Origin of the sequence: Nonomuraea turkmeniaca (genome assembly GCF_005889735.1) — a bacterium.
In the GTDB taxonomy this organism is placed as follows: Bacteria; Actinomycetota; Actinomycetes; order Streptosporangiales; family Streptosporangiaceae; genus Nonomuraea; species Nonomuraea turkmeniaca.
This window is the reverse complement of sequence record NZ_VCKY01000005.1, coordinates 85,203-109,715: the sequence shown is the minus strand read 5'-3', so window position 1 is coordinate 109,715 and position 24,513 is coordinate 85,203. Positions and strand designations below refer to the sequence as shown.

Sequence of the window (24,513 nt, the reverse complement as noted above, 5' to 3'; positions counted from 1 at the left end):
CCAGCCCCCGTCGCCGCCCGCCGGGGCTCCGCGCCCACCCCGCAACGATCTGCCGCGTGACGTGCCCGACTTCACCGGACGCGAAGCCCAGCTCGCTGCCGTGCTGTCGGCGGTGGACAGCAGCCGGGTGCTCGCCATCGACGGCATGGCGGGCGTCGGCAAGACCTGCCTGGCGGTGCACGCCGCACACCAGCTCGCCGCCGACTACCCCGACGCTCAGCTCTATCTGGACCTGCACGGGTTCACCGAGGGGCGGGAACCGCTCGGTCCCGACCCCGCGCTGCGGGCCTTGCTCGCCGCCCTCGACGTCCCGTCAGAGAAGATCCCGCAGGAGGGCGGCATCGAGCCGCTGGCCGCCTGCTGGCGGTCCGAACTGGCCCACCGGCGGGCCGTCGTGGTCCTCGACAACGCCGCCGACGCCGACCAGGTACGCCCCCTGCTGCCCGGTGCCGGCCCCTCCGTCGCCCTGATCACCAGCCGCAACCGGCTGCTGGGCCTGGACGAGGTGCCCCCGGTGTCGCTGGACGTGCTGACCCCGCAGGAGAGCGCCGAGCTGCTGGCCCGCGCCAGCGGCGACCCGGGTGGACCCGACAGCCGGCTGGCCCGCGATCCGGAGTCCGCCGCCGAGGTGCTGCGGCTGTGCGGGCATCTGCCGCTGGCCCTGCGGCTGGCCGCGGCCCGGCTGCGGCACCGGCCGGGCTGGACCGTGGGCATCCTCGTCGAGCGGATGGCGGAGGGCGCCACCGAGTTCGACACGGCGTTCGCGATGTCGGTGCGACAGCTGGACCGGGCGCAGCGCCGCTTCTTCCGGTTGCTGGGCCTGCTGCCCGGCTCGACCTTCGACGAGCACGTGGCGGCGGCACTGGCGGACATACCGCTGCGCAGCGCCCGGGCGATGCTGGAGGACCTGCTCGACGCGCACTTGGTCCAGCAGCCGGCGGCCGGCCGCTACGGGCTGCACGACCTGGTGCACCAGCACGCGCGCCGGGCCGCCACCGAGCAGGATTCACCGGCGGAGCTCGAGCAGGCGCTGGGCCGGGTGCTCGACTACTACGTGCACGCGGCGGCCGCCGGTGACGCCGCGATGTCGTCCCTGTCCCCCAGCCGGGCGGTCTCCGCGGGCCGGCCTCCGGCCGAGCTGCCTCAGTTCACCGACAAGCGTGCGGCCCTGTTCTGGTTCGTCACGGAGTACACCAACCTGATGGCCGTCTTCGAGGCGGCGGTCGCGGCCGGAGCCGACGTGCACGTGTGCGAGCTGCCGCGCTTCATGCGGGCGTTCTTCGCGCGGCGCTGCGGCACGACGCACCTCAACGTCCTGTTCGAGCGGTCGCTGGTCGCCGCGCAGCGCCTGGGCGATCCGCTGCAGCTGGCCGAGGCGCACAGCGACCTGGGCTTCGCCCGCTACAACGCGGGCCGGATGGCGGAGGCGGGCGCCGCGTACGAGGCGGCGGCACCGCTGGTGTCCCAGATCGGGGACGCCAGGTCGGAGGCCGAACTCACCATGCGCCGCGGCTACCTGAAGTGGGACGAGGGCAATGTCGAGGAGCCGCTCGAGCTCTTCCGGCTGGCCGGCAAACTGTACGCGGACGCCGGCTGCCCGATGGGCACGGCCCACGCGACCGCGTACGAGGCCTGGGCGATGCTGCAGCTGGGACACCGCGAGGAAGCGGCCCGGCTGGCCCGCGAGGCGCTGGACATCCCGCACACCGACCCCGCCTGGCCGCCCACGCTGACGGCCAGGATCACCCTCGGCGTGGCCATCGCCCACGAGGAACCCGACGAGGCCGCCGAGCACCTGGAGCAGGCGCTGGCGCTGGCCCGTGAGGACGGGCACAAGCACAACGAGGCATGGTGCCTCAACTGCCTGGGCGTCGCGCTACGGCAGATGGGCCGGTACGAGGAGGCGCTGGCCAGCCATCGGCAGGCGTTCGCGCTGCTGGACGAGCTGTTCGAGGAACACTGGAAGATCCATTTCCTCAATGGCTACGCCGAGACCTGCCGGCTGGCGGGCCTGCCCGAGGAGGCCCTGCGCCTGCACCGGCAGGCGCTGGAGCTGGCCCCGAAACTGGGGTACCGGTACGCGGAGGCACTGGCCCACGAGGGAATCGCCGCCGTCCTCGACGAGACGGACCCGCCCGGGGCCGCCGAACACCGCGCGGCCGGGCAGGCCATCCTGCAGGAGCTCAAACCAGGGGCCTGACGTGACCGGTCGCTCCCCCGGATCACGTCGGGTCCGAGCTTCACGCGCCGCGGCGTCCTGCCGAACCCGACCGTGCGGGGACGTGAACCCGTTCCGATCCGTGACCATGCCGGGACCAGGACAGCGCTGCGGACAGCCCGTCGCCTGACCAGGGCGACGGGCCCGATTCTCCTCCCTCATCGGCTCGTGAGGCTGCGTCGCCGGTCACCGCCGACCGGCCGGCCCAGCCGGTCGTGCCCGGTCATCGGCTGCCCGTCGGTGTGCTCACCGGAGAGCTCGGTGGCGGCTACCTGGTCTGGCTGCTCGTCGCCGAACGCAGGGCCGGCAGGTTGTAGAGCTCCAGCTCATAGACGGCATACATGCTCCAGCGGGTGTAGTTCGCATCGTTGATCTTCAAGCGCAGCTTCCTGACGCCTTGCAGGTCGGGAAGATCGGCGACCGAATACTCCATGATTCCGTCGTCATCGTCATGCGTCCACCGGAAGGCGACGCCCTGCGCGGCGGTCGTCCAATCAGTGCCGTTGGCCGAGACCTCGACGTCGACATCGGTCAGGCCCTGCGGAATGCCGCCACGGGTTGCGACCACGAGCGTGTTGAACGCCTTCGGCTCGTTCCAGTCCAGCACGATTTCGTGCGGGAACGGGTTCGTGTCGGTGTAGCCCTGCTTGGCGGCGAACATCGTGCCGTATTCGCCGTCGACCATCTTCTGCGGGCCGTACTGCACGCCGCCATCGCCATCCCGGGCCGCCGAAGCCGACACCGCCGAATGGCTGCGGGCGATGTTGGCGTCCGCCGTGTTGACCGCACCCTTCACGAGCGTGAGCTCATAGACCTTCGCGGTCTGGCCATCGCCGGCCAGCGTGCGGATCTCGATCTTGTTCTTGCCGTCCGCCACGTTGACGTCGACGGTTGCACCATTGGCGACGGCGCCGCCGTCGACGGTGATCGTGCCCCCGGCGTCGGCCAGCGTCGGGGTCAGGCTGACACTGCTCGTGCCCTGGTCGACGAGCAGCGCATGGTCACCGCGATGCCCCTCGAACGTGAATTCCGCGACGTTGGTGAGCTTCAGGTCCTTCAGCGTCGCGTCGAAGTGCTGCTGCCCAGGTGCGAGATGCACGCGGAATCCGTCGAACCGCACCTCCTTGTTCTCGAGGTTGGTGATCTCGATCCGGTGCTTGCCCGGCGTCAACCCGGTCTTTCGATACGCGGTGAAGCGGTCGTACTGGACCGCCTCGTAGAGATCGATCACCGTCGCCGGACCACCGTCGACCGACACGGACACCTTTCCGGTCGTCGCGTTCTTCTCGAAGAACGCGTCGATACCGGTGCCGTCGAACTCGTAGGTCGCCTTGTTGCCGGTGGCCGTGCTGATGTGGACGCTGCCGAGGTAGGCGGACTGCCGCTGCCGCGGCGCCCAGCCGGCGGAGTAGGTGATGGTGTCATCGGTGTTGTCGAGCAGGAAGGTGCGCGGGATGTCCTGACCCTCATATGGGCTTGTCGGCTGGGGAATCGCGCCGACGGTCTCGCCCGCGGCCGCCCGCACGAGGTAGCCGTGCAGAGTATCGAGATATGCCGGGTCGAGAGTGTAGCGCCGCGGGTCCTCCGGGCTGATCGCGCTGTCCACGATCTGCTCCGCCAGGGCCGGGTCGCGCTTCTTCAGGATGTTGAGGAGCTCGTAGTCCTCGAGTCCGTCGCGATGTGCCTCGAGACGCAGGCTGCTCTTCACCGTCAAGTTGGCCCTGTCGGGATAGACGATGTAGGAGTCGCCCTTCCAGGGACCCACGTACCACGCGTTCCACGCCCAGTGCAGATGCCCCTGCACGCCCTCGCGCTCGAGGTCCCAGAACAGCATGCGGCCGGTCATCGTCGGCTGCGTCCAGAACCGGTTGAGCCACGGCGGAGTGTTGACCTCACAGGTGTAGACCCACAGCTCCTGGCCCGCGGCCTGCTGTGCCTTGTAGCCGGCCTTCTTGCGCTCGAATGCCGGCGTCAGCGGAACCCAGGTGTCGACGTAGGGCTTGGTCCTGTCGTCGAGCAGGATGCCGTCGGGGTCGGCGTCCATGGTGCGGAAATCAGCGCCGATCTGGGAGTTGATCTGCTGGATCTTGCGCGCGACATAGGTCCAGAGGTTGCGCACGTCGGCGGTCCCTGGCTCGTCACGGATGTGCTGGTACCACGTCAGGCCGTTCGTCCAGCCCTTGCTCTTCAGGTGCTCGTGCAGCGCGGTCAGGTAGTTCGTCAGGAAGGCGTCGGTGACCGGCAGGCTGTCCGGCAGTTTGGTGTTCCACCCGTCGTTGGGCTTCTCGTTGTCCGGCATCTTGTTCAGCGCGTGGATGAGATGCTGGTTCGCGAAGTTGGTGATCCCGTGCCGCTTGAACGCCTCGACGTAGCGGTCGAAGTTCGTCCAGTCGATGTCGCTCGGGATTCCCTGGACGAAATCCGACAACTCCGTGCCGGTGGACTGCAGGAACAGGTCGGTGCGCAGCCAGACCATGTTGGTGCGATATTCAGCGAGCTTGCGTGCGAACTCGTCCATGAGGCCGAACCACGCGTCACTGTAGGTCTCGACGCCGTAGTAATACTTGCCGACGTCGTAGGCCTGGCCGGCCTCACCGTTCCAGCTGAAGCCGTCCCAGGTGAAGCCGTTCGTCATCGTCCAGTGGTAGTTGGTGAACGGTGACTTGTCGATCGTGGGGATCTCGACGTTGTGCACCCTGAACCGGATCGGGACCGAGTAGTCGCCACGACTCGTCTCCACCGTCGCCGTGCCGCGATAGGTGCCGGGCGCCGTGCCGCGTGGCACGAAGCCGGTCACGAAGACGGGCTGAGTCTGGCCCGCCTCGACCCAGGTCGCCTTGTCGTTGGACAGCGGGTCTGGCATGACCGACTCGGGATAGAGCAGGTTCCCCTCGCGATCGGGGAAGAACGGGTTCGCCGCGACCTTGCTGTCGTCCTTGTAGGCGACGAAGCGGTAGCTCAGGTTGGCTCCCGCGATCCGCCGCTTGCCGCCTGCGGTCAGGTCGCCGAATCGGACGCGCTCGATGCGCAGCCGTTCCTTCGCGCGCACGGCGATCTGCGCGCTCTCGTACTCACCGCGGGCGGCTGTGAAGGTGATGGAGGTGCTCGGGCTCTGTGGGACCGTCGTCGTGCGATAGACGGTCTTTTCCGAACTCTCGACCCATAGCTGCGCGGCGTTCGCTCCGGCCATGGCAGCCGGCACGAAGGGTCCGAATGGCGCCAGCAGCAGGGTGACGCAGAGTAAGGGGAGGACTCGATGTCGCATGGGCACTTATGATGGATTCTTGTTTAAGTCTGGTCAAGTGATGGACCGCCCGGCGGTCCACTCAAGGGCGTTGATCGTCAAGAGGAAGGCTTCGGGAGGGGAGCGTCAAAGTCGTAGAGGCGGGCGTCCACGTGATCGAGCGCCCGCCGTACCGCACCCAGGACCACGGCCTGCTCCCCCAGATCGGAGATCGCCACCACGGGTGGTTCGAGGCAGAACGGGTCCAGGTGCCGACGCACCGGCGCGAGCAGCACGTCGCCCGAGCGGGAGACGCCGCCGCCGAGCACCACCAGCTCGGGATCCACGGTCAGCACCAACGCGGCGATGCCCTCCGCCAGGTCGCGGGCGTACTGCTCGACCGCCCACCGGGCGGCCGGATCCCCGGACCTGGCCGCGGCGAAGACCTGGGCGGCGGCGTCCTGTGGCGGCGTGCCGGGCGGCAGACCCTGGAATCCGGTCAGATGGACGGGCGCGCGGTGCCAGCCGAGCAGCGGCAGCGCACCTATCTCGCCCGCGCCGCCCCTGGCGCCTTTGAGCAGCTTGCCGCTCACCAGGATGCCCGCGCCCGTGCGCACGCCGGCCAGCACGAACACCAGCTCGTCGACGTCGCCGGCCTGGCCGCGCCAATGCTCGGCGAGCGCGGCCAGGTTGCAATCGTTCTCCACCAGCACGGGGCAGTCGAAGCTCGCGCGCAGCTCGCCCGCCAGATCGAGGCCGGTCCACTCGGGCAGGCCGACCGACAGCTTCACCACGCCCTCGGTGGTCACCACCCCGGTGGTGCCCGCGCAAACGGCGGCGATGCGGTCGGCGGTCAGCCCGGCGGCCTCCAGCGCGCCCGCGATCGCCGTCCTGAGGCCCGCGAGGCGCTCGGCGCGGCCGGCGGTGGAGGCGATCTGCTCGTCGTGCGCGGCCACGACCGTGCCCCCCAGATCGGCGACGCTGACCCTGAGCGTGTAGGAGCCGATGTCGATCCCGAGCACGTGGCCGCCCGCCGCGTGGAAGGCGAACAGCCTGGCCGGCCGCCCCATCTGCCCGCTCTCCGGCGGCAGCTCCCTGAGCCAGCCCGCCGCCAGCAGCTCCTCGACCAGGCCCTCCACGGTCGGCCTGGAGAGCGCGGCCCCCCTGGCGAGTTCGGTCAGTCCGAGCGGCCCCTGTGACCGGACCGTGCGGAGCGTCGTCACGAGATTGATCCGGCGAAGCCGAGAGGTGTCGCCGCCGCGAAGTGTCACGCTTGCCCCCTTGACAGATACTGCCCTGCACAAATAAAAACATCCTTCATTAATAATGTGCAACTCGTAGGGGATGTTGATGGTCACTCTTGCCGTGATCGGAGCGGGCCTGCGTGGCCTCGGCTACGCCAGACTGGCGCGCGAAGGCGGGCTCGCCGAGGTCGTGGCCGTCGCCGAGCCCGACCAGGACAGGCGGGCGGACTTCGCGACCGAGCACGGCATCCCGGCCGAGCGCGCCTTCGCCGACTGGCGGGACCTGCTGGCCGGTGAGCGGCTGGCCGACGCGGTGATCGTGGCCACGCAGGACCGTCTGCACCTCCAGCCCGCCGTACGCGCGGCCGAGCTGGGTTACCACATCCTGCTGGAGAAGCCGATGGCGCCAACGGAGAAGGACGCCGCGGCCATCGCCGAGGCCGCCGACCGCAACGGCGTGATCCTGGCGGTCTGCCATGTGATGCGCTACGCGCCGTACACCGTCAGGCTCAAGGAGCTCCTCGACGAGGGCCGGATCGGGCAGATCATGAACATCCAGCACTTGGAGCAGGTCGGCTGGTGGCACCAGGCACACTCCTTCGTGCGGGGGAACTGGCGAAACGAGGCCGAGTCGGCCCCGATGTTACTCGCCAAGGCGTGTCATGATCTCGACTGGATCGTGCACATCAAGGGCGAAGTGCCCGAGCGAGTCTCCTCCTTCGGCAATCTGGTCCACTTCACCGAGGAGAACAAGCCCGCGCGGGCTGCCGACCGATGCCTGGACTGCTCGGTGGAAGCCACCTGCCCCTACTCGGCCAAGCAGTTGTACATGGAGTGCCTCGCCGATCCGAACCGGCACTTCTGGCCGCTTGGCGCGATCACCCGCGACTTCACCGAGGAGGGAGTGCTCACGGCCCTGCGCGTGGGTCCGTACGGCAGATGCGTCTACGCCTGCGACAACGACGTGGTCGACAGCCAGGTGGTGATCATGGAGTTCGCCGACGGCACGAGCGCCACCTGCACCATGACCGCGTTCAGCGCGCTCGAGCACAGAAAGACCCGGATCTTCGGCACACACGGCTCGATCGAGTGTGACGGCGAGACGCTCCGCGTCCACGACTTCCTCACCGATGAGGTAGCGGTGATCGACGCCCTCGCCGGATCGGACGCCTCGGCGGCCTCAGGGCACGGAGGCGGTGACGGGGCGCTGCTGGAGGCGTTCGTCGCCGCCGTCCGTGACAATGACCCGGCCCTGGTCCCGACCACCGCACAAGCCAGCCTCGCCACCCACCGGGTGGTCTGGGCCGCGGAACAGGCCAGGCACACCCGCACCGTCGTCTCGATAGGAAAGGCCCCCCACCATGCGTAAATTGACGGCTGTCCTCCTGATCGGCGCCCTCGGCCTGGCCGCCTGCGGCAAGAAGAACAGCGGTGAGACCGCCGCCCAGGAATCCCTGTCCTACCGCTCCTCCTGGGGCGCGGCGGAACCGCAAGCGAAGATCATTAAGACGCTTTTCGACGATTTCGCCAAGGAGACCGGGGCCAAGGTCGACCTGAAGTTCGTCGGCCGCACCGGCAACGAGAACCTCAACGCCGAGATGGCCTCCGGCCAGGGCCCCGACCTGTTCGACACCACCACCGGCGACATCGAGACCCTGACCGCCCAGAACCTGATCAGCCCGCTGGGCGACGTGGAGGCCGCGCAGGTTCCCGGTGAGGGCAAGACGGTCAAGGATGTGCTCCCCGAGCCGGTACGGCGGGCCTCCTCCGGCAAGAACGGCCTGGCCTATCTTCCGCACACGATCATCTCGACCGCCGTCTGGTACAACGCGGCCGAGCACCCCGGGCTGAACCCGCAGACCTGGGAGGAGTTCATCGCCTTCCTCGACGAGTCCAAGAAGGCCGGCCGTACCCCGATCGGCCAGGACGGCACCATCGCCTTCTACAACGTCTTCTGGTTCTACAGCCTGCTGGTGGGCGCCAACGGCGCGGGGAGCCTCGCCGAGCTGGCCAAAGACCCCGCCAACTGGGACAAGCCCCAAGTGCTCGACGCGGCGGAGAAGGTCGAGCAGCTCGCCAAGGGTGGTTACCTCCAGCGGGACTTCATGGCGACCAAGTTCCCCGCCGCGCAGAACGCCTGGGCGCAGGGCACATACGACCTGAACATCAACGGCACCTGGCTGGCCAGCGAGGTCCAGCCCCAGCTGACTCCCGGCTTCAAGGTCGCCTCGTTCCAGGTCCCCGCGGGCGGTAAGAAGTCCATCGAAGTGGGCACCCTCGGCTGGGCCGTCAACGCCAAGGGCAAGAACGTCGCCACGGCCAAGAAGTTCCTGGCCTTCGCACTGCAGAAGAAGTACATGGAGCAGTTCTCCACCGTGGCGCTGAACATCCCCTCGCGCGGCGACGTGCCCGCGCCCGCGCACATGGCGGACGTGCAGAAGGCGGTGCTGGAGGCCAAGGAGACACACCTGTCCTACGACTACGCGGGCGCCGACAAGACCTGGTGGGGCGATATGTTCCTGCCTCTGAGCGACAAGCTCATCTCGGGCAAGATCGACGCGGCCACGTTCATCCGCGAGGGCAAGAAGCGGACGGCCGACCACCTGGCGAACGGGTGAAAACCTACGAGCGGGCCTTCTGGCCCTTCCTGCTGCCCGCGCTCCTGGTCTACACCCTGCTGTTCGTCGCGCCCTCGCTGTTCGGGTTCTGGGTCAGTCTCACCAGATGGTCGGGACCCGGCTCGGAGATGACCTGGCGCGGGCTGGACAACTACGTGGCGCTGCTGCACAACGAGGTCTTCGCCACGGCCTTCACCAACACCTTCGTGATGGCGATCGCCGGCGGGGCCCTGATCTTCGGCTTCACCTTCCTGTCCATGGTCGTGCTCAGGCAGCTCAAGGGGCGGGCGTTCATCAGGTCCGTCGTCTTCCTGCCGTTGGTCATCTCGATCATCGCGATCGGCGCGGCTGTGGGCTTCCTGCTCAACCCTGAGGGCGCGCTCAACACCGTGCTCGAGTGGTTCGGCCTGGACCCGCAGCCCTGGCTCGGCCCCGAGATGGTCTTCCGCTGCATCGTGGGTGGGCTGGTCTGGTCGAGCACCGGCTTCTACGTCGCGCTGATGATGTCGGCCGCTGATGCCATCCCGGCGCACGTGTATGAGGACGCCCAGCTCATCGGGGCCACCAAATGGGAGCAGTTCCGGCACATCACGCTGCCGTTGACCTGGGACGTCTTCGCGGTCTCCGCCGTACTCTGGGTGGTCAACAGCCTGAAGATCTTCGACATCGTGCTGGCCTTCACCACCGCGGGCACCGCTGCCGCGCCGCCGATCCCCGCCCGCACGATCGCGGTGCAGCAGTACATCGTGGTGAAAGGCTCTGGCCTGCCGGAGCTCGGAAGCGCGGCGGCCATGGGCGTGATGACGCTTCTCGTGACGGCCGTACTGATCGTGCTGACCCGGCGTATCACCAGGCGTGATCGAGTGGAGCTGTCATGAGACGTCTGATCGGGGACATCCTGCTGCCCAGGGTGACGGCGGTCGCGCTGTGGGTCTGGGTGGTCTTCAACCTCGCCCTGGTCGGGTGGGTGGGCATCCAGTCGCTGAAGGACTCGGGGGACGTGTGGCTGCATCCGTTCGCGCTGCCGGAGACCCCGCGATGGGACAACTTCAGCTCGGCGTGGCAGGCGGCCGAATTCTCCGCCGCGGCCTTGAACAGCGTGCTGCTGACGGTGTTCGGCGCCGGGTTGATCGTGGCGATCTCCGCCCCCGCCGCCTATGTGCTGGCCCGCTCGAGCCGGCGCGTCGCCGCCCCCACGATCAGCTATTTCGCGATGGGGCTGAGCATCCCGCTCCAGACGATCCTGGTGCCGATCGTGGTGATCAAGCTGTCGGTCTACACGTTCATGGAGGACTGGGTCACCGGCTGGTGGGACAACCGCATCACCTTGCTGATCTTCCAGGTGGCGCTGTCGGTGCCCTTCGCGGTGTTCGTGCTCACCGGGTACATGCGCTCGCTGCCGCACGAGATCGAGGAGGCGGCAGAGATCGACGGCGCCGGTCCGCTCCGCGCGTTCGTTCAGGTCATCGTGCCCGTGGCCAGACCGGGCCTGACCACCGTGCTGGTGCTCAACGTCATGGGCCTGTGGAACGAGACCCTGCTGGCCCTGCTGATCACCCCCCTCCCCGAGGAACGTAACCTGCCCGCCGCGCTCCTCGGTCTGTACAGCAGCATGCAGTACAGCTCCGACTGGGGTGGCATGTTCGCGGGTATCGTGATCTTGGTCTATCCCATGATCGTGCTCTACGTCTGGCTGGGCCGCCGCATCGTCGACGGCATGACCGCCGGAATCAGCAGATGACCCGCCGATCACCGCTGTGGAGGGACGCCGCTCGCCGTGTCACCTGCCGGCTGGGGCAAGGCAAGGGAAGGAGACGACATGAGTGACGTGGGTGACTACGTGTGGCCCAGTGATCCGGCCGTGCTGGCCAAGCTGAAGTGGTGGACCGACCAGAAGTTCGGCGTGATCATCCACTGGGGGCCGTACAGCAGGCTGGGGGTGTTCGAGAGCTGGACCCTGTGCCAGGAGGACGAGTCGTGGTGCCAGGCCCCGCCGGAGTGGCGCGACGACCCGGAAGGTTACCGCGCCTTCTACGAGCGGCTCCCCGAGGGCTTCGACGCGCCCGCGTTCGATCCGGACAGGTGGGCCGAGGCGTGCGCGGCGGCCGGGATGCGCTATGTGGTGTTCACCACGAAGCACCACGACGGCTTCGCCATGTACGACACGAAGTTGTCGGACTACAAGTCCACCAATACCCCGCTCGGCCGGGACGTCGCCCGTGAGGTGTTCGACGCCTTCCGCGCGCGCGGCATGGGCGTGGGCGTCTACTTCTCCAAGGCCGACTGGCACCACCCCGACTACTGGGCGCCGGGATTGCCCACGCCCGACCGGCACGCCAACCACGCCGATCCCGTCAGGTGGCAGCGGTTCGGCGAGTTCGCCCACGGCCAGATCGAGGAGCTGCTGTCCGGCTACGGCCCCGTCGACGTGCTCTGGCTGGACGCGGGCTGGGTCAAGCCGCCCCACGAGGACCTGGACATGCCCCGGCTGGCCGCCCGCGCCCGCGAGCTGCAGCCCGGCATCCTCGTCGTGGACCGGGCGGTGCACGGCCCCCACGAGGATTACCACACGCCCGAGCAGACCGTGCCGGAGCGGCTCCAGCCCTTCCCCTGGGAAAGCTGCCTGACGCTCGGCCCGTACTGGTACACCTTCGGCCCCGGCGAAACCTACAAATCCGCGGCCGAGATCGTCCACACGCTGTGCCGCATCGTGGCCCGCGGCGGGAACCTCCTGCTCGGCATCGGCCCCGACCACACCGGCGCGCTGCCCGACGCCGTCCACGAGCGGCTCACCGAGATCGGGGCCTGGCTCGACGTCCACGGTGAAGCCCTCTACGGCACCCGCCCGTGTGAGCCGTACGAGTGCGACGACCTCGTCTTCACCCGTCGTGCGGACACCCTCTACGCGATCGGCCTGCGCACCGACCTCGACCAGGTCAGCGTTCCTGTGGCGTACCCGCCACAGACCGTTCGGCTGCTCGGCCACCCCGGCCCGCTGAGCTGGAGCGCCGGTGACGGCGCCGTCACCGTGCGGCTGCCCGAAGGGCATCGCGCCGCCCATGCCTTCGCCCTTTCCCTCACCATGCCCCCGGCGCCTCCACCCGAGCCATGAAGGCCTGGTCGTCAGCTCATCCTGGACGGCGACGTCCTCCACCCGATCCAGGGTAGGCAGCGCCAGCACCCGGGAGGTCAGCTCCTCACGGACCGCGGCGTCGATCCGCCGCCCCACCCGGTCGGCCCGCTCGCTCGCGATCTGCGACGAGTGGGGCATCATGGGGTCGATGTCCGCCATGTCCATCGTCACGTTGATTCCCGTCTTCATCGTGTTCCTCGCCGGTCAGCGTCGCCTCGTCAAGGGGATCGCCACCACGGGGCTGAAGTAGCAAGGACGAACCACCATGACCCTCTCTGGCGACCCCCACGTGCGCCCGCTCGGCGGAACCGGTCTTCCCGTGAGCACGATCAGTCTGGGCACCTCGACGCTCGGTAACCCTGCCCAGCCCAACGGCTCTCCTGCGCCGGAGTCCGTGGAGCTCGCGCGGACGCTGCTCTCATCGCCGTACGCGGTCATCGACACCTCCAACGCGTACGCCCAAGGCCGCAGTGAGGCCGCCCTCGGGCAGGCCATCGGGGCGTTCGGGCTGCCGGCGGGACGCCACATCGTGTCCAAGGCCGACGCCGACCCCGAGACCGGGCGCTTCGACCGGGATCGCGTCTGGCGGTCCTTCGAGGAGACGACGGCGCGGCTCGGGCTGGAGACGCTGCCGCTGCTGCACCTGCACGATCCGTACACGATCACCGTCGAGGAGGCCTTCGCGCGCGGAGGGGCGGTGCAGGGCATGATCGAGCTTCGCGAGCAACGGCTGGTCGGCGCCATCGGGATCGCCGCCGGGGAGATCCAGCTGATGACCCGGTACGTGACCAGCGGCGCCTTCGACGTCCTGCTCACGCACAACCGCTACACCCTGGTCGACCGGCGCGCCGAGGAGCTGATGGCCGATGCGGCGGCGCGTGACATGGGCGTCTTCAACGCTGCTCCGTTCGGGGGCGGACTGCTCGCCGGCCGCGGCACCCGCTACGCCTACCGCGAGGCGTCGGCGGAGCTGCTGGCCTGGGTCGATCGTGCCCGCGAGCTGTGCCACGCGTGGTCGATCGAGCTGGCCGCCGCGGCGTTGCACTTCTCACTGCGCTGCCCGCTGATCCACTCCACGGTGGTCGGCGTCAGCCGGCCGGAACGGATCACGCAGCTCGAGGACCTGCGCCGGACCTCGATTCCCGACGACTTCTGGACCGCACTGGACGCGCTGGGCAGGCCGCCCTCCACCATCGACGACTGATCCCGGCACACCTGCCCTCCGCCGCCGTCACGCCGAGGTGGGCAGCCCTCTGGGACTCAACAACGCCGGGCCGGTCACGAACGAGGGCCCGGTCGTCTTCACCAGCCGGGAGGCGTAGGCGCGGCGGGTACAAGGAGTGCCTGGACTTCTCGCGCCCCGCCGCCCAGCGGGACGTCGCGCGTACGGTCACGCGGCTGCGCGCCATCGCCCCCAACACCGGTGCCTCCTTCGCCCTCGCCTGGCACCTGCCGCTCACCTGCGCCGGCTGGCCGGCCCCGGTGACCAACCCACCCACGCCCATGCCCCGTACGCTGCCGCCGCTCCTGGGCGCGGGAACCTGGCAGGACCATGACTCCACCCGCCGCGTGGTCGAGCAGATCCCCGGCAGCCGCACGATCGAACACGACGGTCCGGGCCACAACCTCTTCGGCGCGATGGCCAACCCCTGCGTCATCGACCACGTCAGCAGATACGTCACCGAGCGCCGGCTGCCGCCCCGGGGGACCACGTGCCCATGAGCCGACGGGTGGCAAGCCGTCGCGGGAGACGCTGGTGGATCGCGGGCGCCGTCACCGCGGTCCTCCTCACCGCCGCCGCGGCGCTGACCGCGATCGTCTTCCCGTCCGTCGCGGCCACCACCTGCCCCGGCTGTTACGGCCTGGAGCGGCTCCAGCCCGGTCTGTACGCCGAACCCGGCCTGCCGCAAGACCGACGCCGGCACGTGACCGAGGTCGTCGAGCAGGCCAACAAGCGGGTACGCGACTTCTTCGGAGGACGGAAGACCTCTCCGGACATCCTCGTGTGCCTGTCCGAGGACTGCTACCGCAGGATCGGCGGCGGCCGTGAGCGCGGCATCGCCGTACTCAACCGTTCGGTGATGTTGTCCCCGCGCGGCGTCGACCCCGTGATCGCCTCGCACGAACTGACCCACGTGGAGCTCCACGCCCGCCTCGGCGGCACCGAGGTCCCGCAGTGGTTCGACGAGGGCCTCGCCGTCCTGGTCAGCGACGATCCCCGATACCTGGCCCGCACCGGCGACCGCTGCCTGCTCGACTCCCGCCGGCCCCTCCCGGCCACGCTCGACGACTGGCTGCGGGCGGCGTCAGCGGATCCCCGGCTGTATGCCGAAGCCGCCTGCCAGGTGAGCCGGCGGGCAGGGATGAACGGCGGAAAAGAGGCCGTACGAACCTTCATCGAACAGCTGTCAACAGGACAGGCCGTCCTGGACGAGAAGGCCGGGTAGGCGGCAACGCGGTCGCCCGGCTCCGCCCCCCCGGGCCGGAGCGGTTCACCTCACCGCCCGCGACTCGGTTTTGCGGGCCTCTCAGGCCGGCATGGCCGCCATGGCCTTGCACGCGTCGGCGCAGGCCTTGCACTTCTCGGCACAGCGCATCATCGTCGCGTCGTCGCTCATGGTCATGCACGCCTCGGCGCACTTGCCGGCGACCTGGGCACACATCCGGGCCATGTCCATCGCCATCGGGGACTGGCGCATCATCATGTCCGCGCACAGGCGGGTGATGTCGGAACAGTCCATGAGCGCGCCCATCATCGCCATGTCGACATGCCGGCCGCCCTGCTTCAGGCAGTAGCTCATGGTCTGCTCGCAGGAGCTGTGACTCTCCATGCATGCGTCGATGCATCGCTGCATCTCAGGACTCAGCTGTCCTTCAGTTCGCATTGTTCCTCCCGTGTCGACGACCGCTCCCGTGCCGGGCCGCGGGTCTTGTGGTCGGATACCCCAATGCGGACAGAAGGGACTGCAAAGGCCGGAAGCTTTGGCGTATGTTGACACGTTCGTTGAGCACCCGGACGCCGGCGCGACCGGGTGCCTGGTACGCCACCCGTGCCTTACGGAACCCGAGCCGCCTCCACCAGCCGGGCGATCTCGGGGAGCACGGCCTCGGCTACGGTGATCTTCCGGTCGATCAGGCCGCTGGCGTGGAAGAGATCTGCCGCGCGCTGCTGCTCGGCGACGAAGTCCTCAGTGACGGGGTGCAGCCCGAACGGACGGTGGCGCAGGGCATGCTCCCAGGCGTCGACGTCCCCGTGATCGGCGTCCTCCGCGGCGAACAACTCCGCCGCGGCCCGGTGGTTCTGCTGGATCCAGGCGTCGGACTCCTGCAGAGCGGCGACAATGGCGGCGAGCTCTCCGGGATGTTGCTCGGCGAAGTCGCGGCGGGTGAACCAGAGCGAGCGGTGGCTGAACAGTCCGTCCGTGGCGACGAGGTCCCGGGTGGTGGCTTCCTGCTCGACGCGGGTGAGGGCCGGGTACGAACCGACCCATGCGTCCACTGCGCGGTCCAGGAACAGCTGGGCGGCGTTCCCGTACGCGTCGACCGGCTCGATGTCCTTCCACGTCAGCCCTGCCCGGTCGAGGGCGAACAGCAGGAGTGTGGTCTGCCAGGAGCCATGCCCGAGCGCGACCCGCTTGCCCTTGAGGTCCGCCGGCGTCTTGATCGGGGAGTCCTCGTGTACGACCAGCCGGCCGTTCTCATGACGCGAGCCGGAGATCGCCACGTACACGATGTCGTGCCCCTTGCCCTGTGCGGTGACCGGGGGCGTGGAGCCGGTGCCGATGAAGTCGTAGCCGCCGTCGAAAAGCCGGTCACCGTGCACGGTGGGGAGCCCCTCGGTCGGGGCGGGACGGCCACCCTGCGGGAGGCTGCGCAGGTCCACCCACTCCACATCGGGCAGGGAACGCTCCAGGATGCCCCGGTGCCGCAGCACCCAGAGTGAGTTGTTGCTGGGGAAGTAACCGACGCGAACGCTCATCAGATGGAACCTTTCGTTGCCGATATCGGGGACAGCGAGGAGTGCCGGCGGATCTCGTGGCCGCGGAGCAGCGGAAGCACCTCTTCGCCGACGCGGTACGCCTCTTCGAGGTGTGGCACGCCGGCGAGGATGAAGGCGTCGACGCCGATGCCGATCAGCTCGTCGAGCCGCTCGGCGACCTGCTGGTAGCTGCCGACGAGTCCGAACGCCGGACCGCCGCGGAGCAGGTGGAAGCCGCCCCAGACGTTGGGCGACACCTCCAGTTCCCGGTAGTCGCGCACCGGCCAGGAGACGAACGACTGGCTGCGCAGCCACCCGACGGAGTCGCCGTCCGCGCCGCGCAGCGCCGCCGGGTCGACGTGTGCCCAGCCGCGCCGGATCTCGTCCCATGCCGCCTGCTCGGTCTCGCGGGCGAGCACGTCGACGCGTACGGCGAACTTCGGTGCCCGCCCGATCGCGGTGCTGTGCTCGCGAACCTGGGCGAACTTGGCCGCCAACGCGGGGAAGGGCTCCAGCCACGACAGGTAGTAGTCAGCGTGCCGGCCCGCCGCCTCGATCGCGGCCTTGGACGAGCCGGAGAAGTAGATCTCCGGGAAGGGCTGCCGCGCGAGCGGCTCGGGCAGACCCGCTCCCTCGACCTGGTAGAAGCGGCCCTGGTAATCAAACGGGCCACCACTCCACACGCCCTTGAGCACGTCGAGGAACTCCGAGGTACGGGCGTACCGGTCATCGTGGTCGACCCGGTCACCCCACCACAGCTGGGCGGGACCGCCACCGCCCGAGATGATGTTGTAGACCACCCGCCCGCCGGTCGCCCGCTGCAGGCTCGCCGACATCCGAGCCGCCTGCACCGGATGGAGGAATCCCGGCTGGTAGGCGATCATGAAACGGTAGGTGGTGGTCTCGCGGGCCAGGGCCGCGGCCGCGGCCCACGGATCGTCGGTGAAGGGGAACGACGGCAGCAGGCCGCCGACGAACCCGGAGCTTTCCGAGGCTCTGGCGACATCGGCCATGTGCTCGACGTACGAGTACCCGTCGCGGCGGCCGTTGCGCACCCCTGGAGCGAGGCTGCCCGGCACTACCGGCGCCCACTCCCCTCGGCTGGACACCCGGCGCCGCAACGACTGCTGGTCACCGTGGGTTCCGATCCGCCAGTAGATGTCAATGGGCATGCTCGATCTCCTTGGCGAACAGCGGCAGCAGCCGCTCACCCAGCCGGTAGGTCTCCTCGATGTGCGGCCGCGCGTCCAGGACGAAGGAGGTGACACCCCGGTCGAGGTAGCCGCGGAGTCCGGCTGCGACGGTTTCGTACGAGCCGACCAGGCCGAACGGGCCGGAACCGGCGATCCGGTCGAACCCTCCCCACAGGCGGGTACGCGGGTCCGGGTCCGGCAAGCCCTCCCCCGCGCCGCCGGCGAGGTCCCACAACCGCCGGGCCTCCGCCCACGCCTCGTCGTCGTCATCCCGTGCCAGGACGGGAAGCCGCAGGCCGTACTCGACGGGACGCCCTTCCCGCGCCGACTGTGCGGCCAGCTCGCCGACGCCGGTCTCGACGTCCTGGTCCGCGGTGAACAGGTGCACGTCGGCGTGGCGGGCCGAGAGCGCCAGCGCCTCCGGCGAGGTGCCGGTCAGGTAGACGCGAGGGAACGGCAGGCCCGAGTTCGGCGCCTGGAAGCCACCCGCGAGCACCTGGTAGAAGCGACCCTCGTACGTGTAGCCCTCCTCGTGCCACACGCCCTTGGCCACGGTGAGGAACTCCTCGGCCCGCGCGTATCGGTCCGCGCCGCGAAGGAAGTCCCCCTGCGATCGTGCGACGGCCGGGTCGAGGTCGACGTCGAGTTGCCAGCCGAGCCGGTTGTCGGTGAACCGCTGGAGGGAGGCGGAGAACTTGGCCGCGTAAACGGGTGCGGCGACCCCGGGGTGGAACCCGGCCACGACACGCAGGTGACGGCTCTGTCGGAGCAGGCCGGCGGCGACCACCAAGGACTCCTCACCGGCGGGATCGAACGGCACCAACGCTCCGCCGATCGCCGCCGTCTCCGCGGCCCGGCCGATCTGGGCGAGGTGGTCGAACGGGCCGAAGGCGCCGGGCCGCAGATCGGTGACGAACGGCGGCAGGGGGCGGCGTGGTCGCCACTCCCCTCGGTCCCGCCGCAGCGGGTCCCGCCCGTCGCCCTGGGTCGGCACCGTGACCAGGAAGTCCGGGTACGCCGCCATCACGCCACCGCCCCTGCGGTCCGGACCGGCGCCGCGGCCGAGGAGTCGCTCTGTCCCAGGCCACGCTGACCGCTCTGCGCCGCCGAGGCGTCGAGACGCTCGCGGGCCGATGCGAGTGGTCCGGGGGCGACCCACGCGCCGAGGTCCACGTCAGCGTCGAGGAAGCCATGCACCAGCAGGAAGTCCTTCTGGATGCGCAGCAGGTCCAGCCGCTCCGGCGAGAGGTCGGGGTGGAGCGAGTGGTGGAAGTCGCCCCGGTAGGCGGTGGCGACGGCGTCCGCCCCGGACCGCGTCTCGCCGGCGAGGATCTCGCGTACCCGGTCGAGGTTGTCCCGCGCCCAGTCGGCCGCGCGCAGCGTCTGGGTCAGGAATCCGATGACCAGATCGGGGTGCTCGTCCAGGAGCCGTTCGTGCACCGTGATCGGCCTGGGGGTGCCGTTGTTCACCCTGGTACGGCGGTCGGGGTACGCATCCAGGTCGACGGCTACGACAGCACCGATCTCCTTGGCCTGCTCCGCGGCTCGCGCCCCCTTGGCGTACACGGCGTCCACCTCGCCGCGGGCCAGCTCGGCGATGCCCGGCCAGGAGAACGTTCGGGCCGCCGCGTCCCGGCCGACCGACGGGCTGAACTGCGCGGTCACCTCCACGAACGTGACGTCGTCGAGGGTGAGCCCGCCCTGCGACAGCGCGCCCTTGATCCCGTGCAGGGCCATGGCGCGGGGGAAACTCGTGGCCCGGGTCTCGGCCCACGCGGGTAGCGCGACCCGCGCACCGGCCAGGTCCGCGGCGCCGCTGATGCCGGAGCCGGCCCGGACCAGGATGGACTGCCACTCCTCGATCCAGGTCAGTCCGATCAGCCGCGTCGGGGCGCCCGCCGACCGGGCCGCCAGCGCGGGCACGTTGCCGCCCTCCCTGAACAGCCCCAGAAGCCGGTGATCGAAATGGTGCTCGGCCAGCTCCGGTCCCACGTCCTGAAGGATGCCGACGTCCAGTCCGGCCACCCGGAACTCCTCGGCCAGCCAGCCCTGGCGGTGTGCGAGGCCGCTGGCGGTGGGGACAGGGCAGCGGGTGTACCAGATCTTGTCTATGGATGACATGAGACTCCTACGTCTACGTCGAAGCGAAGCAAGTGAATCCGGGAACGACGGTCGGGGGGACTAATGAGAGGCGGCCGGGACGACGCCCAGGTGGCTCAGGAACAGCCGGCGGTGGTCGACGAACGAAGGGCTGTTGCGGTCCCGCGGGTGCGGCAGGTCGATCGTCTGGTCGACGGCGAGCGTCCCCTCCCGCAACACCGCGACCCGGTCCGCCAGCCGTACGGCCTCATCCACGTCGTGCGTGACGAGGACGACCGCCGGACGGTGCCGCTCGCAGAGCTCCGCGACCAACTCCTGCATCTGGAGCCGGGTGAGCGCGTCGAGCGCGGCGAACGGCTCGTCGAGCAGGAGCACCTCCGGATCGCGGACCAGGGCTCTGGCGAGTGCCACCCGCTGCGCCTCTCCGCCGGAGAGGGTCGCCGGCCAGGCCCCGCCGTATCCGTCCAGCCCGACCTCGGCCAGAGCCCGGCGCCCCGGGTCCCGCGCGGCGGCCGGGAGTCCGAGGGTGACGTTGGCGAGCACCTTTCTGGCCGGGATGAGCCGGGGTTCCTGGTAGACCGTCGTACGGCGGCGGGCCGCCAGCACGGTGCCGGCGTCGGGCACTTCCAGGCCCGCCAGGATGCGGAGGAGGGTGGTCTTGCCGGTGCCGCTCGGGCCGAGGAGGGCGAAGAACTCGCCCCTGCGGATCTCCAGGTCGACCCCGGACAACACGGTCTTCGCCCCGAAGGCCTTGTGCAGCCCGCTGATCTGTACGGCCAGGTCGTCGTCGGCGTGCTGCTCGCCGATCGTCGGCTCGGTCATCGCGACCTCCCGCTCATCGGGCGACCACGTGTCGGCGCCAGGGCATGGCCAGGCGCTCCACCAGCCGGATCGCACCGTCGAAGATCAGTCCGAGGCCGGCGTAGATGAGGATGCAGAGCACCATGTAGTCGATCCGGAAGTACTGCTGGGCCAGCGTGACCAGGTAGCCGATACCCTCGGTCGCTCCGATCTGCTCGGCCGCGATCAGTCCGGTGAGCGAGACCGACAGGCAGATGCGCATGGCCATGAGGATGTTGGGCAGCGCGCTCGGAATGATGACACCGAGCGCCAGCCGGTGACCGCGCAGGCCGAAGCCACGCGCCGCCTCGACGACCTTGCGGTCTACGTTCCTGACGCCGAGGTAGGTGTAGGTGTACATCGGGATGGCCGCCGACACCGCGATCAACACGATTTTGAACGTCTCGCCGACCCCGAACCAGGAGATGAACAGCGGGACGAGGGCGAGAAACGGAACAGCCCGCATCATCTGCATGGTCGGATCGACCAGTTCCTCACCCAGCGCCGAGATCCCGGCGGCTACCCCGAGCAGCAGGCCGATCCCGGCGCCGACGAGCACGCCCAGCCCGGCCCGGTGCGCGGAGGCGAGCAGGTAGTCGGTGAGCTGGCCGGTCGCGATCAGCTCCCTCAAGGCGCCGAGGACGGAGGACGGCGCGGCCAGCACGTCCGGTGGGATGCGTCCGCTGCTCGACCCGTACCACCAGGCGATCAGCAGCAGCAGCGGTACGCCGATACGCACGCCGGCCGACAGCACCGGGGCGCGACGCCTGCTGCCGAGATGCCTGGGGATCTCCAGGCCAGAGGCAGCGGCAGCGGGCGGAGGTCCAAGGTCCGGCCGTCCTTCTGTGTCAACTGGCTTGTGCACTTGCTCCATGGTCATGGCCGTCACCCGGCCGAAGCCGGCGACGGTGACCCCGCTGCCGCCTTCAGGTCGAAGAGAACGTTCGCCGGGTCGATGGCCGCGGACACCACGCCGTACTCGCGGAACAGGTCGGCCACCTGCTGGATGTTGGCGCCGTCGTCCTTGGTGACGTAGCGAGGGACGTTGGCGTACGTGGCCGTGGCGAGGTTGTGCGCCAGTCGCGCGCCGCTCACCGCTGTCGGTCCCTGATCGAGGAAGACGTTCTCGAACTTCTCCGGCGTCTTCTTGGCCTGCTCGGTCAACTCCTGCAGGACCTGGAGATAGACGTGGACCGCCTCAGGATGTTGTTCGAGCAGTTCGTTGCGCGCGGCGCTGATGCCCAGGTCCTTGTCGGCCAGATCGCGTCCATGCACGATCACCCGGGCGCCCTTGGCCACTGCCTCGGGGTAGGCCTTGACGATCGCCCACCAGGCGTCCACCTTGCCCGTCGCGAAGGCCGCGGCCCCCTGGTCGGGGTTGAGGTAGACGCGCTCGACCTGGTCGACCGGGACCCCGGCCTGCTCCAGGGCGAGCAGCAGAAGATACTCGCCCTTGCCGCCCTTGTTCACCGCGACCTGCTTGCCGGCCAGGTCCTTCACGGACTTGATCGGGCTGTCGGGCCGTACCACCAGCCCATCGGTCTGCGGCGCGGCCGGATCCGTGATCGGGTCGGTGACCGAGAAGATCTTGATGTTCGGGCTGTTGGCCAAGTAACCGACGGCGGGCGAGATGGCGCCCGCGAGGACGTTCACCGATCCCGAGCGCACCGCGTCGATGGTCGCGGTGAAGGAGGCATAGGAGCCGCCCCACTCGACAGCCGCGCCGACCGCCGTGAGCCGTTTCTCCAGGATGCCCTCACGTTTGGCGTAGGCGAGAGGCCCGGCGTTGCCCGGATCCTGCAACTTGAGCACCGCTCCCGTCCCGCCGGAGGACGAGGATACGCCCCCGGCAGCGGACGATGTGCCGCAGGCGGCGGTCAGGCCGAAGAGCGAGACGGCCAAGGCCAGGACCGGGACATGCCGGCGCCGACGAGATTTCCACATGATGATGACGAGCCCCTAACAGTGGGATGAGGCGACAGGCGAAACCGGCGGCGTGCGGCCACCGGGACACGATGAGATGCCCTTGATCTGGGCGACCGGAGACGTCTCCAGCGCGGCGATGCGCGCGAGGGATCACCGCGCACTAACAGAGGCTGCTGTCCACGTACATGAAGTCGATCGCGCGCCGGGCGGTCAGGGTCATATTCGGCACATTACCTATATTTCAAGTAGGTAATACAGAAGTCAAGCACGTCTCGCCATGTGGGATGGCTGGATGGCGCCGATCACCCGTCCCGACGACACGATCCCCGTGGCCGGAGCCGTTCCCTGAAGTGAGACCCGCTGACAATCCGGTGCTCCTGTGCACGACCTGGAGATCGTCATCCGCCGCCGGTGAAAACCGGGTGACATTTCGCATCACGTGCTGCAAGGTTGCGCCGGGGTCGATGAGTTTTGTCGGTGGTGCCGGTCATTCTGTGCATGACCACAACTTCTTCTGAGACCGGAGGCTGGCACGCCAGCCATGACCATGTCATGTCCGACAACCCTGATCGAGGTGCCGTGACCAGCCCACAGCTCGACTCACCCGCCAAGTCCGCGGCCGTTGCAGGTCGCACCCCGGCCGTGATCCGGCTGCTGGTGCTCGCCACATTCGTGGTCATCCTCAACGAGACGATCATGATCAATGCGATCCCACGGTTGATGAGCTCGCTGAACATCACCGAGCAGACCGCGCAATGGCTCTCGACCGCCTTCATGCTGACCATGGCCGCGGTCATCCCGATCACCGGGTGGTTCCTGCAGCGGGTGTCCACTCGCCGCGCGTACGCCACCGCGATGGGTTTGTTCCTGCTCGGCACGGCGCTGGCCATCGTCGCGCCGTCGTTCGAGATGCTGCTGGGCGCCCGCATCATCCAGGCGTCCGGGACGGCCGTGATGATGCCGCTGCTGATGACCACGCTGATGCAGGTGGTGCCCGAGGCGGACCGGGGCCGGGTGATGGGCAACGTCACGCTGGCCATCTCGGTCGCGCCGGCAATGGGCCCGGCGGTCTCGGGGGTGATCCTCCAGTTCGGGTCCTGGCGCCTGCTGTTCGCCGTGGTGCTCCCCATCGCCGCCGTGATCGCTTGGCGCGGCCTGAAGCAGCTCGAGAACGTCGGCGTGCCCCAGTTCAGCACCATCGACTGGTTCAGCGTCCTGACCGCCGCCGCCGGCTTCGGCGGCCTGGTCTACGGGCTCAGCCAGTTCGAGGGCGGCGACGTCCGCGTCGCCGCCGCGATCGTGGCGGCCGGGCTGGCCACCATCGCCGTCTTCGTCTTCCGCCAGCTGTCGTTGCAGAGGCGCGGCGCGCCGCTGATGGACCTGCGCACCCTGCGCCACCGCACCTACACGGTCGCGCTGATCCTGATGTCGGTGTCCTTCATGGCGATGCTCGGCTCGATGATCCTGCTGCCGTTGTACCTGCAGAACGTCCGCCATCTCAGCGCCCTGGAGACCGGGCTCCTCGTGATGCCGGGCGGCCTGGCGATGGGGCTGCTCGGTCCGACCGTCGGCCGCCTGTTCGACAAGTTCGGCGGCCGGGTTCTGGTCATCCCCGGTGCGATCGGGATCATGTTCGCCCTGGCCGGCTTCACCCAGGTCTCGATGACCATGCCGTACTGGCAGATCCTCGGTCTGCACGCGCTGCTCATGGTGAGCCTGGCCGCGACCTTCACCCCGGTCTTCACCCTCGGGCTCGGAGCGGTTCCCCCGCGGCTCTACTCCCACGGCAGCTCGATCCTGAGCACGCTGCAGCAGGTCGCCGCGGCCTTCGGCACCGCACTCGTGATCACTGTGATGAGCGCGCGAGCCGATGCCCTGAAATCCGCGGGAGTCACCGAGGTGCTCGCCAACCTCGACGGCATGCGGCTGGCCTTCATCATCGGCGCGGTGCTGTCCGTGGCCGTGGTCATCACCGCCCTGCTCCTGCCGGCCCATGCGGACAACGCGGGCGAGCTCCAGGAAACCGGTTGATGAAGCCG

20 protein-coding genes and 1 pseudogene are annotated in these 24,513 nt (G+C 69.2%); 11 read left to right on the top strand and 10 right to left on the bottom strand.

Annotated elements, in window-relative coordinates; translation table 11 throughout:
* Positions 1 to 2,200 (top strand): tetratricopeptide repeat protein (locus ETD86_RS02790; protein WP_138664482.1); only part of this gene is annotated, 2,200 nt, incomplete at its 5' end.
* Positions 2,201 to 2,486: 286 nt separating this feature from the next.
* On the opposite strand, the gene ETD86_RS02785 is transcribed toward ETD86_RS02790, so the two are convergent.
* Positions 2,487 to 5,483, bottom strand: a complete 2,997-nt coding sequence (locus ETD86_RS02785; RefSeq protein ID WP_138664481.1) for a glycoside hydrolase domain-containing protein — start codon at positions 5,481 to 5,483, stop codon at positions 2,487 to 2,489.
* A gap of 77 nt (positions 5,484 to 5,560) precedes the next feature.
* A complete protein-coding gene (locus ETD86_RS02780) occupies positions 5,561 to 6,712 on the bottom strand; it encodes an ROK family transcriptional regulator (protein WP_138664480.1) in 1,152 nt (383 codons plus the stop codon).
* A gap of 79 nt (positions 6,713 to 6,791) precedes the next feature.
* Here ETD86_RS02780 and ETD86_RS02775 point away from each other — a divergent pair, with 79 nt between their 5' ends.
* The 9 genes and pseudogenes from ETD86_RS02775 (at position 6,792) to ETD86_RS02735 (ending at position 14,883) form a co-directional block, all read left to right on the top strand.
* Positions 6,792 to 8,054: a Gfo/Idh/MocA family protein gene (locus ETD86_RS02775; protein ID WP_342779216.1), complete on the top strand. Its 1,263-nt coding sequence runs from the start codon at positions 6,792 to 6,794 to the stop codon at positions 8,052 to 8,054.
* A gap of 1 nt (position 8,055) precedes the next feature.
* The gene (locus ETD86_RS02770; protein WP_170222841.1) at positions 8,056 to 9,303 is read left to right on the top strand and encodes an ABC transporter substrate-binding protein; all 1,248 of its coding nucleotides are present in this window, start codon (positions 8,056 to 8,058) and stop codon (positions 9,301 to 9,303) included.
* Positions 9,300 to 10,181 carry a carbohydrate ABC transporter permease gene (locus ETD86_RS02765; protein ID WP_138664477.1) on the top strand — a complete coding sequence of 294 codons (882 nt, stop codon included), beginning with the start codon at positions 9,300 to 9,302 and terminating at the stop codon, positions 10,179 to 10,181. Before ETD86_RS02770 ends, ETD86_RS02765 begins: the two co-directional genes overlap by 4 nt.
* Positions 10,178 to 11,044, top strand: coding sequence for a carbohydrate ABC transporter permease (locus ETD86_RS02760; RefSeq protein WP_138664476.1), 867 nt, complete (start codon positions 10,178 to 10,180; stop codon positions 11,042 to 11,044). Before ETD86_RS02765 ends, ETD86_RS02760 begins: the two co-directional genes overlap by 4 nt.
* Positions 11,045 to 11,122: 78 nt before the next feature.
* Positions 11,123 to 12,415: an alpha-L-fucosidase gene (locus tag ETD86_RS02755; RefSeq protein WP_138664475.1), complete on the top strand. Its 1,293-nt coding sequence runs from the start codon at positions 11,123 to 11,125 to the stop codon at positions 12,413 to 12,415.
* Positions 12,416 to 12,558: 143 nt separating this feature from the next.
* Positions 12,559 to 12,686, top strand: a pseudogene (locus tag ETD86_RS02750) (carbohydrate ABC transporter permease); the annotation flags it as partial.
* Positions 12,687 to 12,701: 15 nt separating this feature from the next.
* Entirely contained in the window at positions 12,702 to 13,640 is a 939-nt protein-coding gene (locus tag ETD86_RS02745) for an aldo/keto reductase (protein ID WP_138664474.1), read from the top strand.
* Positions 13,589 to 14,158, top strand: coding sequence for an alpha/beta hydrolase (locus tag ETD86_RS58960; protein ID WP_281286862.1), 570 nt, complete (start codon positions 13,589 to 13,591; stop codon positions 14,156 to 14,158). The genes ETD86_RS02745 and ETD86_RS58960 overlap by 52 nt, the downstream gene beginning before the upstream one ends.
* Before the next feature lie 8 nt (positions 14,159 to 14,166).
* Positions 14,167 to 14,883 (top strand): hypothetical protein, encoded by a 717-nt coding sequence (locus ETD86_RS02735; protein ID WP_170222839.1) that lies wholly within the window; start codon positions 14,167 to 14,169, stop codon positions 14,881 to 14,883.
* 81 nt (positions 14,884 to 14,964) lie between these two features.
* On the opposite strand, the gene ETD86_RS02730 is transcribed toward ETD86_RS02735, so the two are convergent.
* The 8 genes from ETD86_RS02730 to ETD86_RS02695 all read right to left on the bottom strand — a co-directional run bounded on the left by ETD86_RS02730 (position 14,965) and on the right by ETD86_RS02695 (position 22,360).
* On the bottom strand, positions 14,965 to 15,291 hold the full coding sequence (locus ETD86_RS02730) for a four-helix bundle copper-binding protein (RefSeq protein WP_484213957.1): 327 nt from the start codon (positions 15,289 to 15,291) through the stop codon (positions 14,965 to 14,967).
* Positions 15,292 to 15,491: 200 nt separating this feature from the next.
* Positions 15,492 to 16,415, bottom strand: a complete 924-nt coding sequence (locus tag ETD86_RS02725; RefSeq protein ID WP_138664470.1) for an ABC transporter substrate-binding protein — start codon at positions 16,413 to 16,415, stop codon at positions 15,492 to 15,494.
* Entirely contained in the window at positions 16,415 to 17,587 is a 1,173-nt protein-coding gene (locus ETD86_RS02720) for an LLM class flavin-dependent oxidoreductase (protein ID WP_138664469.1), read from the bottom strand. Before ETD86_RS02720 ends, ETD86_RS02725 begins: the two co-directional genes overlap by 1 nt.
* Positions 17,577 to 18,632 carry an LLM class flavin-dependent oxidoreductase gene (locus ETD86_RS02715; RefSeq protein WP_138664468.1) on the bottom strand — a complete coding sequence of 352 codons (1,056 nt, stop codon included), beginning with the start codon at positions 18,630 to 18,632 and terminating at the stop codon, positions 17,577 to 17,579. The genes ETD86_RS02720 and ETD86_RS02715 overlap by 11 nt, the downstream gene beginning before the upstream one ends.
* Positions 18,632 to 19,729 (bottom strand): ABC transporter substrate-binding protein, encoded by a 1,098-nt coding sequence (locus ETD86_RS02710; protein ID WP_138664467.1) that lies wholly within the window; start codon positions 19,727 to 19,729, stop codon positions 18,632 to 18,634. The genes ETD86_RS02715 and ETD86_RS02710 overlap by 1 nt, the downstream gene beginning before the upstream one ends.
* Positions 19,730 to 19,789: 60 nt before the next feature.
* Positions 19,790 to 20,530 carry an ABC transporter ATP-binding protein gene (locus tag ETD86_RS02705; protein WP_138664466.1) on the bottom strand — a complete coding sequence of 247 codons (741 nt, stop codon included), beginning with the start codon at positions 20,528 to 20,530 and terminating at the stop codon, positions 19,790 to 19,792.
* A 13-nt stretch (positions 20,531 to 20,543) separates the two neighbouring features.
* Complete coding sequence (locus ETD86_RS02700; protein WP_246147551.1) at positions 20,544 to 21,287, bottom strand: ABC transporter permease; 744 nt, start codon at positions 21,285 to 21,287, stop codon at positions 20,544 to 20,546.
* A gap of 146 nt (positions 21,288 to 21,433) precedes the next feature.
* Positions 21,434 to 22,360, bottom strand: coding sequence for an NrtA/SsuA/CpmA family ABC transporter substrate-binding protein (locus tag ETD86_RS02695; RefSeq protein ID WP_246147549.1), 927 nt, complete (start codon positions 22,358 to 22,360; stop codon positions 21,434 to 21,436).
* Positions 22,361 to 23,053: 693 nt separating this feature from the next.
* Between ETD86_RS02695 and ETD86_RS02690 the strand changes: the two genes are divergently transcribed.
* Positions 23,054 to 24,505: an MDR family MFS transporter gene (locus ETD86_RS02690; RefSeq protein ID WP_246147547.1), complete on the top strand. Its 1,452-nt coding sequence runs from the start codon at positions 23,054 to 23,056 to the stop codon at positions 24,503 to 24,505.
* Positions 24,506 to 24,513: the final 8 nt, after the last annotated feature.